The organism is Bacillus cereus, assembly GCF_002561295.1.
GTDB classification, from domain to species: domain Bacteria; phylum Bacillota; class Bacilli; order Bacillales; family Bacillaceae_G; genus Bacillus_A; species Bacillus_A cereus_S.
Window position 1 is genome coordinate 1 of record NZ_NTUG01000007.1, and the last position, 14,305, is coordinate 14,305.

A 14,305-nucleotide genomic window follows, 5' to 3' on the forward strand; every position below is an offset into this window, starting at 1 on the left:
AGCAACTTTAAGACGAGTCATTTTGACTCGTCTTTTTTGTGTACTAAAAAATATTTTGATATGTAAAGGACTTCGTCATTTCTCACTAATGATTTACCTTCATCAATCTGATTTTCATGAACTACTCATAAATAGCGAAAAAAAAGTCTTTTACTTTTTGAGTAATTACAATCGTAGCATTTTTTAACAGACCTAAATAATAAACTGAGTGATTAAAGAAGAAAAATTTTGGTTAGGATAGTGAAGAAGCAAAAGAGTTGCAAATTTTTTTAATACGTATATAATTAAAGTCAAAGATAGTCAAAGTCAATAAAGGTGGCGGATAAATGAGAAATATATCTGATATCATTGAGCAATATCTAAAGCAAGTTATTGACTTAAGCAATAATAATGTGATTGAAATTAAGAGAAATGAGATCGCGGACCGATTTGATTGTGTCCCGTCTCAAATTAATTATGTAATCAATACTCGTTTTACGTTAGAAAGAGGATTTTTAGTTGAAAGTAAACGAGGCGGAGGAGGTTACATTCGCATTATCAAAGTCAAATTGCATGACGATATAGACATTATTAATCAAATGCTTCATATGATTGAGCATAGTATTGCGCAAGGAAATGCAGAAAGTATCATCATAAGATTAGTGGAAGAAGGTATTGTAACAAGTAGGGAAGCAAAACTTATGTTGAGTGTATTAGATCGATCTGTATTATCGATGGATTTACCTGTTCGAGATGAACTTAGGGCTCGAATACTATGCGCAATGTTAAGGACACTGAAATATAAATAAATACAGCTTTTGTTAAGAAATGTTTTTAATGGTAATTCATTTTATTGTGGAGCTTTTTACAAGCGAGATTAAGCGAAGAAAATAATCTAGTGATGTATAAAAAGTATCATGAGGTAAATCGTTCCTATTGTAAAGGTGGGGATATAAGATGACTTGTCAAAGTTGCAACATAAGACCAGTAGCATTACATTACACAAAAGTGATAAACGGACAAAAGACGGAAGTTCATCTTTGTGAGCAATGTGCAGAGCAAAATGGCTATACGTCTTTCTTTCAATCACCACAATCTAGTTTTTCCTTCCACGACTTACTAGCTGGATTACTACATGGAGAACCGGCAATGTTTGAAAACAAAGAGGATAGTTTTTCAGATACAAGCGTGCTACGATGTCCAACCTGCAATATGACATATAAGCAATTTGCAAAAGTTGGCCGCTTTGGATGTGCTTCTTGTTATGAAACATTTAAGGGACAACTAAATCCAATGCTGAAGCGACTTCATGGTGGTCATACACATCATTGTGGAAAAATTCCAGAGCGCATGGGAGGAAATATTCATCTAAAGAAAGAATTAGATGAACTAAAACTAAAATTAAAGCAATGTGTACAGAAAGAAGAATTTGAAAAAGCAGCTCAAACACGTGATAAGATTCGAAGTATCGAAAATCAGCTTGGTGGGCATAGAAAGGGGGAATGATTCTATGTCACTGGACCGTATTATGAACGAAGCGATTAGTCCGTGGATGAGGGGAGATGGTCCTGATTCTGATATTGTTTTAAGTAGTCGTGTTCGTTTAGCTCGTAATTTAAAAGATTATCATTTCCCTATCATACAAACGGATGAAGAGGCTAAGCAGATTACTAATGTATTTAAAGAAAAGTTTTTAAATCAGAAAGTGAAATCCTTTGGGAATTTTGAACTATTAAAAATGAATGAACTACAACCAATTCAGCGAAGGGTTTTAGTAGAAAAGCATTTAATTAGTCCTAATCTTGCTGGAACAGAATTTGGTGCTTGTCTTTTATCCGAAAGTGAGCATATAAGTATAATGCTGAACGAGGAAGACCACGTGAGAATTCAATGTTTGTTTTCAGGATTACAATTATCCAAAGCATGGCAAAGCGCCAATAAAATGGATACTTGGATCGAAGAAGCAGTTGAATATGCTTTTGATGAATCACTTGGCTATATTACAAGTTGCCCTACAAATGTTGGAACGGGGTTGCGTGCTTCTGTGATGATGCATTTACCAGCACTGGTTTTGACGAAAAGAATGAATCGTATTATACAAGCAATTCAACAGTTAGGCCTAGTCGTAAGAGGAATATACGGTGAAGGTAGCGAAGCTTTAGGTAATATATTTCAAGTTTCTAATCAAATAACACTTGGAAAATCAGAAGAAGATATTATAGCAGATTTAGAGAGTGTTGTTCATCAAATTATACAACAAGAGAGAGTAGCTCGAGAATTAATTATGAAGAATTCAGGTATAGAGCTTGAAGACAAAGTATATCGTTCTTACGGTGTACTGGCCAATAGTCGATTAATTCAATCGGCAGAAGCGGCTACTTGCCTATCAGATATGCGGCTAGGCATTGACCTTGGTTATATAGAAAATATATCAAGAAATATTTTAACAGAGTTGATGGTATTAACTCAGCCTGGAATTTTACAGCAATATGCGGGCGGTTCTTTAAGTGCAGAAGAAAGGGATTATCGAAGAGCAACATTAATCCGTGAACGATTACGAATTGAACAAAATTGAGCGCAAGTAGGAGGCGATTTCTATGATGTTTGGAAGATTTACAGAACGAGCACAGAAAGTATTAGCTTTATCTCAAGAAGAGGCAATTCGCATTGGGCATAATAATATTGGGACAGAACATATTTTACTTGGGCTTGTACGCGAAGGTGAAGGAATTGCAGCTAAAGCGTTGATTGCCCTTGGATTAAGCCCGGAGAAGGTACAAAAAGAGGTAGAGGCATTAATTGGTCGTGGAACAGAGATGTCTCAAACCGTCCATTATACACCACGTGCAAAAAAAGTAATCGAATTATCTATGGATGAGGCACGTAAACTTGGTCATTCTTATGTCGGAACAGAACACATTTTACTAGGTTTGATTCGTGAAGGTGAAGGTGTTGCAGCACGTGTTTTAAATAACTTAGGTGTAAGTTTAAATAAAGCAAGACAACAAGTATTACAGCTTCTTGGAAGTAATGAAGCTACATCTGGTCATCAAGGTGGTGCATCAGCAAATGCAAATACACCAACACTAGATAGTTTAGCGCGAGATTTGACAGTTGTTGCACGTGAAGGACGTTTAGACCCTGTTATTGGGCGTAGTAAAGAGATTCAACGTGTTATTGAGGTATTGAGCCGTAGAACAAAGAATAACCCAGTATTAATTGGGGAACCTGGAGTAGGTAAAACTGCAATTGCTGAGGGTTTAGCACAACAAATTGTAAATAATGAAGTTCCAGAAACATTACGCGATAAGCGTGTTATGACGTTAGATATGGGTACAGTTGTTGCTGGTACGAAGTATCGCGGTGAATTTGAAGATCGCTTAAAGAAAGTGATGGATGAAATTCGACAAGCAGGTAATATTATCTTATTTATCGATGAACTTCATACATTAATTGGTGCAGGTGGTGCAGAAGGTGCAATTGACGCATCTAATATTTTAAAACCATCATTGGCACGTGGTGAATTGCAATGTATTGGAGCAACAACATTAGATGAGTATCGTAAATACATTGAAAAAGATGCAGCATTAGAAAGACGTTTCCAACCAATTCACGTTGATGAACCGAGCTTAGAAGAGTCGATTCAAATTTTAAAAGGACTACGTGATCGCTATGAAGCACATCACCGTGTTTCTATTACAGATGATGCAATTGATGCAGCTGTAAAACTTTCGGATCGTTATATTACAGACCGTTTCTTGCCTGATAAAGCAATTGACTTAATTGATGAAGCTGCTTCAAAAGTTCGTTTACGTTCTTATACAACGCCACCAAATTTAAAAGAGCTTGAAGTGAAACTTGAAGAAATCAGAAAAGAAAAGGATGCAGCTGTGCAGAGCCAAGAGTTTGAAAAGGCAGCTTCTTTACGTGATATGGAACAACGTTTACGTGAAAAGTTAGAAGATACAAAACGTCAGTGGAAAGAGCAGCAAGGAAAAGAAAACTCAGAAGTAACAGTAGAAGACATTGCAAATGTTGTTTCTACGTGGACGCGTATCCCGGTTTCTAAACTTGCACAAACAGAAACAAATAAATTATTGAATCTAGAATCTATTTTACATGACCGAGTAATTGGCCAAGATGAAGCTGTTGTTGCTGTAGCGAAAGCAGTACGTCGTGCACGAGCTGGCTTAAAAGATCCAAAACGTCCAATTGGTTCATTTATTTTCTTAGGACCGACTGGTGTAGGTAAAACAGAATTAGCAAGAGCATTAGCAGAATCTATGTTCGGTGATGAAGATGCAATGATTCGTATTGATATGTCTGAGTACATGGAAAAACATTCTACTTCTCGTTTAGTAGGGTCACCTCCAGGATATGTTGGATATGAAGAAGGCGGTCAATTGACTGAAAAGGTTCGCCGTAAACCATATTCTGTTGTTTTATTAGATGAAGTAGAGAAGGCACATCCAGATGTATTTAACATTTTACTTCAAGTGTTAGAAGATGGTCGTTTAACGGATTCTAAAGGACGTACAGTTGATTTCCGTAATACAATTGTGATTATGACTTCTAACGTTGGTGCCGAAGCACTAAAACGAAATAAACATCTTGGCTTTAACGTACAAGATGAGGGCCGTGATTATTCAGATATGAAGGGTAAAGTAATGGATGAATTGAAAAAAGCATTTCGTCCAGAATTCTTAAACCGTATTGATGAAATCATCGTGTTCCATATGCTTGAGAAAAAACATATTCAAGAGATCGTAACGCTTATGGTTAATCAATTAGTGAATCGATTAAAAGAACAAGAGATTGAACTAGAGTTAACAAGCAAAGCAATTGAAGCAATTGCTGATAAAGGCTTTGATCGTGAATATGGTGCTCGTCCTCTCCGCAGAGCAATTCAAAAACATGTGGAAGATCGATTGTCAGAAGAGCTTCTAAAAGGAGCGATTGAAAAAGGACAGAAAGTTGTCTTTGATGCTGAAGGAGAATCATTTGTCATTCGGAGTGCAGAAAAGGTAAAATAAGTATAGACAAACGAAGAGGGCTAAATCATAGCCCTCTTTCTTGTACAAGAAAGATACATGTTTACATATGAAAGTGAAGTGAAGTAAAAAACAAGATGGCTAAAAAGAAAACAAAGTTTATATGTCAAGAATGTGGTTATCAGTCACCAAAATATATGGGGAAGTGTCCTGGATGTGGACAATGGAACACCCTTGTTGAAGAAATGGAACAGGTTGTATCCTCGCGCCGTATTAACTATGCAAATGCGATTCAAACGGAAGTAACAAAGCCAAGGCGTCTTACAGAAGTAGAGACAAATTCAGAAGCGCGTATTGAAACAAAATTTCAGGAATTTAATCGTGTGCTTGGTGGAGGAATTGTAGACGGTTCTCTCGTACTTATTGGAGGAGACCCTGGAATTGGAAAATCAACCTTATTACTACAAATATCATCGCAATTAGCAGATTCTTCGTATGATGTACTATACATATCTGGTGAAGAATCAGCAAAACAAATTAAACTTCGTGCAGATCGCCTACATGTAAATGGGAGTAATTTATTTGTTGTTTCGGAAACGGATTTACAGAGAATTGCGGCACATATTGATGAAATGAATCCTTCCTTTGTTGTCATTGATTCCATTCAAACAATTTATTTACCAGAAGTAACTTCAGCGCCAGGAAGTGTTTCGCAAGTACGTGAATGTACAGCGGAATTGATGAAACTTGCAAAAACGAAAGGAATTCCGATTTTTATCGTAGGACATGTAACGAAAGAAGGCGCAATTGCAGGCCCCCGTATGCTAGAACATATGGTGGATGCGGTTCTTTACTTTGAAGGAGACCGTCATCATACATATCGTATTTTACGAGCTGTTAAAAATCGATTTGGTTCTACGAATGAAATGGGTATATTTGAAATGAAGGAATTAGGTCTTGCAGAAGTATTAAATCCTTCTGAGATTTTTCTAGAAGAGAGACCTGTTGGAGTTGCTGGTTCTACGGTTGTTGCTTCGATGGAGGGGACGAGACCAGTTTTAGTAGAAATCCAGGCGTTAATTTCTCCTACTAGCTTTGGAAATCCACGAAGAATGGCTACAGGAATTGATCATAATCGTGTATCACTTATTATGGCAGTATTAGAGAAAAGAGCAGGCTTATTATTACAAAACCAGGATGCGTATTTAAAGGTTGCTGGAGGATTAAAGTTGGATGAGCCAGCAATTGATTTAGCGGTTGCTTTAAGTATTGCATCGAGTTTTCGAGATAAACCAACTGCACCAACTGATGCGGTGATAGGAGAAGTTGGGTTAACTGGAGAAGTAAGAAGGGTATCAAGAATTGAACAACGTGTACAAGAAGCAGCTAAATTAGGATTTCAGCGCGCCATCATCCCGCGAAAAAATCTAGGGGGATGGACAATTCCTGATGGGATTGAAGTAGTTGGTGTTTCTAATTTAGGAGAGGCTCTTCGTTTGACATTAGGAGGCTAGGCTATGGAAGAAAACAAGCAACGTGTCAAAAGTATGATCAATATTTTACAGCTTGTTGCACCAGGGACACCTTTGCGAGAAGGAATAGACAATGTACTTCGGGCACAAACAGGTGGTTTAATTGTCCTTGGATATAATGATCAGATTAAAAGTATTGTTGATGGAGGATTTCATATTAATTGTGCATTTTCTCCTGCTAGTTTATACGAATTAGCAAAAATGGACGGGGCTCTTATTTTAAATGAGACAGGCAGTAAAATTTTAATTGCGAATGCACAATTGGTTCCCGAGGCATCTATTGATTCTATTGAAACAGGGATGCGTCATCGTACAGCAGAACGCGTAGCGAAGCAAACAGGAAGTCTTGTTGTTGCTATTTCACAAAGGCGGAACGTCATTACGCTATACCAAGGAAGTTTACGTTATACACTAAAAGACATAGGGGTTATTTTAACTAAGGCAAATCAAGCAATTCAAACTTTAGAAAAATATAAGGCAGTATGGAATGATGGCATTACGAACTTGGGTATCCTAGAGTTTGAGGAAGTTGTTACGATGTCTGAAGTGATCCATGTCTTACATAGTGTCGAGATGGTGCTCCGTATTAAGAATGAAATCTTAAGTTATATTCATGAACTAGGAACAGAAGGTAGGCTTATTCGTTTACAGCTTACGGAGCTATTGGCTGATTTGGAAGCTGAGGCAGCATTATTAATTAAAGACTACTATCAAGAAAAGACACAAGATCACTATCAAATCCTAAAAAAATTACAGGAACTTGCAAATGCGCAGCTTTTAGAAGATAGTGATTTAGTAAAATTACTTGGTTACCCAGGGCAAATGAGTTTAGAGGAAAGTGTTACACCGAGAGGATATAGGATTACTAGTAAAATTTCTAGGGTACCGCCTCTTATTATTGAAAACTTGATTAACCGATTTAAAACGTTGCAAGGTGTTTGTCGTGCAAGTATAAATGAATTAGATGATGTAGAAGGAATTGGAGAAGTTCGGGCGAAAAAAATACGAGAAGGCTTAAAACGGATACAAGAGCATCTATATATGAGTAGACACAATTAAGAATATTACATTGATTTCATAATATAACGACACTAGCACATTTTTGGTATATGATATGATATATTGGTAAATAAAACAATTTACGAAAAGACACGTCCGCTTTTGCATTCGGCGTTTTGATTAGCAAAACAATGGTTAATAATGAGTAGGAGGTGGTTGGATGTTAAAACGGATCGTACAGCTCTTCTTTTTAGTAATTGGTGGAGCGTTAGGGATTTATTTAATTCCTAAAGTTATTAATGTATTGAACATTGGTGCAATTCCTTTGCTTGAAGGTTCCTATGTTCGTGCAATTATCGGTGCAATTATTTTATTTTTAACAACATTTTGGCTTGTAGATTATATTGTTCAGCTTATTAAACATATTGAAGAAGCTCTTGTAAAAGCGCCTGTAACAGATGTTTTATTTGGTACGCTAGGATTAATTTCAGGTCTTATTGTTGCATATTTAATTTTGATACCAATTCGTGAATTTACAATTCCAGTCATTAGTACGGTATTACAAATCTTCTTTACACTTTTACTTGGTTACTTAGGATTCCAAGTAGGATTTAAAAAGAGGAATGAATTATTAGGATTATTTACATTACCACAACGCGGGGGTAAAAAGAAAAATACTAATAGCGAAAATGAAGAGGCCGAAGCGGTAGCAGAAAAAAGCACTTCTCATTGGAAAATTCTTGATACGAGCGTGATTATTGATGGTCGTATTGCTGATATTTGCCAAACAAAGTTTCTAGAAGGAACGATTGTCATTCCTCAGTTCGTATTAGAAGAGTTGCAACATATTGCGGATTCGTCAGATGCACTAAAGCGTAATCGAGGACGTAGAGGATTAGATATTTTAAACCGTATTCAAAAGGAAATGCCAATTCCAGTAGAAATTTATGAAGGCGATTTCGACGATATTCAAGAAGTAGACAGTAAGCTTGTAAAATTAGCAAAAATAACGGGTGGTACTGTTGTCACGAATGATTTTAATTTAAATAAGGTTTCTGAACTACAAGGGGTAACGGTTTTGAACATTAATGATTTAGCAAATGCGATTAAACCGGTTGTACTTCCTGGTGAAGAATTAAGTGTTTATGTTGTGAAAGATGGAAAAGAACAAAATCAAGGTGTTGCTTATTTAGATGACGGTACGATGATTGTAGTGGAAGACGGTAGGCAATATGTTGGTTCACAACTTGATGTACTCGTTACGAGTGTACTACAAACATCTGCTGGTCGAATGATTTTTGCAAAGCGTAAATCATTAGAAAAAGCACTATAATTAGAGGGTTATTAGTATGTATACATTAATTATTCCGGCTGCAGGTCAGGGGAAGCGAATGGGTGCGGGTAAAAATAAATTATTTTTGCTTATTAATGAAGTTCCTATCATTGTGCATACGTTACGCGCCTTTGAAAAAGATAAAGCATGTAAAAATATTGTTATGGCAATTAATGAAGAAGAGCGCCCTTATTTTGAAGAGTTAATACAGAAGTATCGCATTCAGAAAGATGTGCATTTTATTCAGGGTGGGGCTGAAAGGCAAGATAGCGTATATAACGCTGTTCAACATGTAAAGGATGTTGATTACGTTCTCGTGCACGATGGAGCACGTCCGTTTGTAACGAATAAAATGATTCATGCTGTATTAACTACAGCAAAGCAGAAGGGTGCTTCTATTTGTGCAGTGCCTGTTAAAGATACAGTGAAAAAAGTAGAACAGGATACGGTTGTTGAAACGGTTGAACGTTCCCAGTTGAGGGCGGTACAAACACCGCAAGGGTTTTCTGTTTCTCTTTTACTAGAAGCACATAGAAGTGCGAAACAAGGTTGTTTCCTGGGTACTGATGATGCAAGCCTTGTAGAACGTATAGGGAAAGAAGTAGGCGTAGTAGAGGGTAGTTATTACAATATTAAAGTAACAACGCCAGAAGATTTAGTAATTGCCGAAAGTTTCTTGCGTGTTCAGAAGGAACAGTAGTGGTGGTATAATATTAAGAAAAGCTCGGTAATTACCGGGCTTTTCTTAATAAATTCATCGATATAAAATCATGGAATTCAGTAGTTTAGCTTGAGGAGGATGTAAAATGTTTCGAATTGGACAAGGTTTTGATGTGCACGAATTTGCAGAAGATAGACCATTAATTATCGGCGGGATTACGATTCCGTACGAAAAGGGTTTATTAGGTCACTCAGATGCAGATGTACTTTTACATACAATTGCTGATGCATGTTTAGGGGCAATTGCTGCAGGTGACATCGGCAAACATTTTCCAGATACAGATCCTGCCTTTAAAGATGCAGATTCAGCTGTGTTATTGCAGAAAGTTTGGGAATTCGTGCGTGAGCAAGGATATGAGTTAGGTAATTTAGACTGTACAATCATTGCACAAAAGCCAAAAATGGCACCGCATATCGAAAGCATGCGTAAACGTATTAGTGAGTTATTAGAAACTTCTATAGACAATATTAATGTGAAGGCAACAACAACTGAAAAATTAGGATTTACAGGGAGAGAAGAAGGGATTGCCTCTCAAGCTGTTGTATTATTACAGAAAAAATAGTTGTTTTTGATTCGCAAGATGGATAATCATATTTTTTTGGTGTACAATTATAGAATCTGTTGACATTAAGAATGGAAGGTGTACCAATTATGGAAAAGCAAGTGAGAGTGCGCTATGCGCCAAGTCCAACAGGACACTTACATATCGGAAATGCGCGTACGGCATTATTTAATTATTTATTTGCTCGTCATCAAGACGGCAAGTTTATTATTCGTATTGAAGATACTGATGTAAAACGTAACGTTGCTGGTGGTGAAGAAAGCCAATTAAAATACTTGAAATGGCTCGGCATGGACTGGGATGAAGGTGTTGATGTTGGCGGTGAATATGGACCATATCGCCAAACAGAACGTTTAGATATTTATAAGAAGTTATATGAAGATTTATTAGAGCGTGGTTTAGCTTATAAATGTTACATGACAGAAGAAGAATTAGAAGCAGAGCGTGAAGGACAGATTGCTCGTGGTGAAACACCTCGTTATGCAGGGAATCACCGTGATTTAACAGAAGAGCAAATCAAACAATTTGAAACAGAAGGCCGCATTCCAAGTATTCGTTTCCGTGTACCCGCTGATCGCGACTACACATTTAAGGATATCGTAAAAGACGAGGTTGCTTTCCACTCAAATGATTTTGGTGATTTCGTTATCGTGAAAAAAGATGGAATTCCAACTTATAACTTTGCGGTAGCAGTAGATGATCATTTAATGGAAATCACACACGTTCTTCGTGGTGATGATCATATTTCTAATACGCCAAAACAAATGATGATTTATGAGGCTTTCGGATGGGATATTCCTCAGTTCGGTCATATGACATTAATCGTAAATGAGAGCCGTAAAAAATTAAGTAAGCGCGATGAATCTATTATTCAATTTATTGAGCAATATAAAGAGCTTGGATATCTTCCAGAAGCAATCTTTAACTTTATCGCATTACTTGGTTGGTCACCAGTAGGAGAAGAAGAAATCTTCTCTAAAGATGAGTTTATTGAAATGTTTGATGCAGCTCGTTTATCAAAATCACCTGCATTATTCGATTCTCAAAAACTTAAGTGGATGAACAACCAATATATGAAAAAGCAAGATTTAGATACGGTTGTAGCATTAAGCTTACCGCATTTAGTGAAGGCTGGTCGCGTAAGTGAAAATGCAAGTGAGCAAGAACAAGCTTGGCTTCATGATGTAATTGCTTTATACCATGAACAAATGAGCTTTGGGGCTGAAATTGTAGAGCTTTCTGAAATGTTCTTTAAAGATCATGTAGACTATGAAGAAGAAGGACAAGAAGTGTTGAAAGGTGAGCAAGTACCTGAAGTACTTCGTGCATTCGCTGCAGAATTAGAAGCTCTAGAAGAAGTAGAACCAGCAGCAGTTAAGAAGGCGATTAAAGCTGTTCAAAAAGGAACAGGCCATAAAGGTAAAAACTTATTCATGCCAATTCGTGTTGCAACTACTGGTCAAACACATGGTCCAGAACTTCCAAATGCAATTGCGCTTCTTGGAAAAGAGAAAGTTTTAAATCGTATTCATAAAGTAATTGGTTAACATTTAGCGAATTTAGAAATATAATAAGAATACTTAAAAACCTAATAAAGGAAAGCGACGAGAAGGAGAAGTAGAAAATCAGGCTTTTTACAGAGAGAACCACCTTTTGGCTGGAAGTGGTTTATAAGCGGATTTTTGAAATGCCCCTTCGAGTCTTCTACTGAACAACGAAGAGTTTCGTGAAACGTCGTAAGGGCGCAAAGTAAGTAGAAGCGGTATAAACCGTTATCATAATGAGTTTGAGGCTTTATTTAAGCCTAAACAGAGTGGAACCGCGCTTAAAAGGCGTCTCTGTCAATTTGACAGAGGCGTCTTTTTTTATACCATGTAAATAGGTATGAATTTTTGTACAGATGGATAAAGACTAGGTAATAAGTAAGGGGGATTAGCGATAAAGTGAAACTGTATGTAATTAGCAGGTATCATTTTCATCCCTTACTCATTATGAGCCTTTGTAAATCGGGCTTTACGGATAGTTTATCTCTCACTTAACTTTTTTCTTTTGCTAAATATCGAGGTGGAAGTATGATTGTCTGGGAATAGCGAGGTAAATCGGTTCACTCAGAAAAGTATCCCATAAAGGGGAGGGGACATCGATGTTTAAGAGGCTTCGAGAAGATATTGAAGTCGTTTTTGAACAAGATCCAGCAGCGCGAAGTTATTTTGAGGTTATTTTAACTTATTCTGGATTACATGCGGTTTGGGCACATCGAATTGCACATGCTTTTTATAAACGGAATTTTTTCTTCATTGCACGCCTCATTTCGCAAGTTAGTCGTTTTTTTACCGGCATCGAAATTCATCCAGGGGCAACAATTGGTCGTCGTTTTTTTATTGACCATGGTATGGGAGTTGTAATTGGGGAGACATGCGAAATTGGCGACAATGTAACGATTTATCAAGGAGTTACATTAGGTGGTACAGGGAAAGAAAAAGGAAAAAGGCATCCAACAATCCAAGATAACGTACTTATTGCAACTGGTGCAAAGGTACTGGGATCTATTATAGTTGGGGAGAATTCTAAAATTGGTGCAGGTTCTGTTGTATTGAAAGAAGTTCCTGCACATTCGACAGTTGTCGGTATACCTGGTCGTGTCGTAATTCAAAATGGAGTAAAGATAGGCCAGGAATTAAACCATTCAGATCTGCCGGATCCAATTTTTGATAAATTAAAAGTGATGGAAGCTGAACTTGAAAGATTAAAAAAGCAACTGGGAGTAAAAGTGGAAAGGAAGGATGAAAATGACTATTCACATTTATAATACGTTAACGCGTGAGAAAGAGGAGTTTGTTCCTTTAGAAGAAAATAAAGTGAAGATGTATGTATGCGGACCGACAGTATACAACTATATTCATATCGGAAATGCAAGGCCACCTATGGTATTTGATACAGTACGTCGCTACCTAGAGTACAAAGGGTATGAAGTGCAGTATGTTTCTAATTTTACGGATGTAGATGATAAATTAATTAAAGCAGCAAATGAACTAGGAGAGGATGTTCCGACAATTGCCGATCGCTTTGTTGAAGCATACTTTGAAGATGTCACTGCATTAGGTTGCAAGCATGCTACAGTTCATCCTCGTGTAACAGAAAATATGGATATCATTATTGAGTTTATTGAAGAACTTGTGAAAAAAGGATATGCATATGAGTCTGAAGGCGATGTTTATTACAAAACGAAAGAGTTTGAAGGTTACGGGAAATTGTCTCATCAACCGATTGCAGACCTGCGCCACGGTGCACGTATTGAAGTTGGGGAAAAGAAACAAGACCCACTAGACTTTGCTTTATGGAAGGCTGCAAAGGAAGGCGAAATCTTCTGGGAGAGCCCTTGGGGGAAAGGTCGACCAGGGTGGCATATTGAATGCTCAGCAATGGCGCGTAAATATTTAGGTGATACAATTGATATTCATGCTGGTGGGCAAGATTTAACTTTCCCTCACCATGAAAATGAGATTGCTCAATCAGAAGCGTTGACGGGAAAAACATTTGCACGTTATTGGATGCATAATGGATATATTAATATTAACAATGAAAAAATGTCTAAATCATTAGGGAACTTCATTTTAGTTCATGACATTATTAAGCAATATGACCCGCAGTTAATTCGCTTCTTTATGTTATCTGTACACTATCGCCACCCAATTAACTTTAGCGAAGAGTTATTACAGAGTACGAATAACGGATTAGAGCGTATTAAAACAGCGTATGGAAACTTAAAGCACCGTATGGAAAGTAGCACGGATTTAACAGATCATAATGAGAAGTGGTTAGTTGAAATAGAGAAATTCCAGTTAGCGTTTGAAGAAGCTATGAATGATGATTTTAATACAGCAAATGCGATAACTGAGCTATACAATTTAGCAAACCACGCAAATCAATATCTATTAGAAGAACATACATCAAAAGTTGTAATTGAGGCGTATGTAAAACAGTTTGAAACGTTATTTGGTATTTTAGGTTTAGAATTAACAAAAGAAGAATTGCTTGATGAAGAGATTGAAGCATTAATTCAAAAACGTATTGAGGCTCGTAAAAACCGTGACTTTGCATTGTCTGATCAAATTCGTGATGATTTAAAAGAGCGTAATATTATTTTAGAAGATACAGCCCAAGGTACAAGATGGAAAAGAGGATAAG

12 protein-coding genes and 1 other annotated feature are annotated in these 14,305 nt (G+C 37.0%); all 12 genes read left to right on the forward strand.

Annotated features, from left to right (window positions below; all coding sequences use genetic code 11):
• The first annotated feature begins 326 nt into the window (after positions 1 to 326).
• The 12 genes from CN373_RS06390 to cysS all read left to right on the forward strand — a co-directional run bounded on the left by CN373_RS06390 (position 327) and on the right by cysS (position 14,304).
• The gene (locus tag CN373_RS06390; RefSeq protein WP_001244554.1) at positions 327 to 788 is read left to right on the forward strand and encodes a CtsR family transcriptional regulator; all 462 of its coding nucleotides are present in this window, start codon (positions 327 to 329) and stop codon (positions 786 to 788) included.
• A gap of 148 nt (positions 789 to 936) precedes the next feature.
• Complete coding sequence (locus CN373_RS06395) at positions 937 to 1,485, forward strand: UvrB/UvrC motif-containing protein (RefSeq protein WP_000128410.1); 549 nt, start codon at positions 937 to 939, stop codon at positions 1,483 to 1,485.
• Positions 1,486 to 1,489: 4 nt separating this feature from the next.
• Positions 1,490 to 2,554, forward strand: coding sequence for a protein arginine kinase (locus CN373_RS06400; RefSeq protein WP_098358973.1), 1,065 nt, complete (start codon positions 1,490 to 1,492; stop codon positions 2,552 to 2,554).
• Positions 2,555 to 2,576: 22 nt separating this feature from the next.
• Complete coding sequence (gene clpC / locus CN373_RS06405; protein ID WP_000971191.1) at positions 2,577 to 5,012, forward strand: ATP-dependent protease ATP-binding subunit ClpC; 2,436 nt, start codon at positions 2,577 to 2,579, stop codon at positions 5,010 to 5,012.
• Between the two features lie 95 nt (positions 5,013 to 5,107).
• Positions 5,108 to 6,484: a DNA repair protein RadA gene (gene radA / locus CN373_RS06410; RefSeq protein WP_001085201.1), complete on the forward strand. Its 1,377-nt coding sequence runs from the start codon at positions 5,108 to 5,110 to the stop codon at positions 6,482 to 6,484.
• Between the two features lie 3 nt (positions 6,485 to 6,487).
• The gene (disA, locus tag CN373_RS06415) at positions 6,488 to 7,561 is read left to right on the forward strand and encodes a DNA integrity scanning diadenylate cyclase DisA (protein ID WP_000392160.1); all 1,074 of its coding nucleotides are present in this window, start codon (positions 6,488 to 6,490) and stop codon (positions 7,559 to 7,561) included.
• A gap of 160 nt (positions 7,562 to 7,721) precedes the next feature.
• Positions 7,722 to 8,834: a PIN/TRAM domain-containing protein gene (locus tag CN373_RS06420; RefSeq protein WP_000919688.1), complete on the forward strand. Its 1,113-nt coding sequence runs from the start codon at positions 7,722 to 7,724 to the stop codon at positions 8,832 to 8,834.
• 16 nt (positions 8,835 to 8,850) lie between these two features.
• Positions 8,851 to 9,534, forward strand: coding sequence for a 2-C-methyl-D-erythritol 4-phosphate cytidylyltransferase (ispD, locus tag CN373_RS06425; RefSeq protein ID WP_000288296.1), 684 nt, complete (start codon positions 8,851 to 8,853; stop codon positions 9,532 to 9,534).
• A gap of 106 nt (positions 9,535 to 9,640) precedes the next feature.
• The gene (gene ispF / locus CN373_RS06430; RefSeq protein ID WP_098358974.1) at positions 9,641 to 10,117 is read left to right on the forward strand and encodes a 2-C-methyl-D-erythritol 2,4-cyclodiphosphate synthase; all 477 of its coding nucleotides are present in this window, start codon (positions 9,641 to 9,643) and stop codon (positions 10,115 to 10,117) included.
• An 89-nt stretch (positions 10,118 to 10,206) separates the two neighbouring features.
• Positions 10,207 to 11,664 carry a glutamate--tRNA ligase gene (gene gltX, locus CN373_RS06435; RefSeq protein WP_000415166.1) on the forward strand — a complete coding sequence of 486 codons (1,458 nt, stop codon included), beginning with the start codon at positions 10,207 to 10,209 and terminating at the stop codon, positions 11,662 to 11,664.
• 48 nt (positions 11,665 to 11,712) lie between these two features.
• Positions 11,713 to 11,960, forward strand: a binding site (T-box leader).
• Between the two features lie 300 nt (positions 11,961 to 12,260).
• Positions 12,261 to 12,926, forward strand: a complete 666-nt coding sequence (cysE, locus tag CN373_RS06440) for a serine O-acetyltransferase (protein ID WP_000476501.1) — start codon at positions 12,261 to 12,263, stop codon at positions 12,924 to 12,926.
• Positions 12,907 to 14,304, forward strand: a complete 1,398-nt coding sequence (cysS, locus tag CN373_RS06445) for a cysteine--tRNA ligase (RefSeq protein ID WP_000152247.1) — start codon at positions 12,907 to 12,909, stop codon at positions 14,302 to 14,304. The genes cysE and cysS overlap by 20 nt, the downstream gene beginning before the upstream one ends.
• Position 14,305 lies beyond the last annotated feature (1 nt).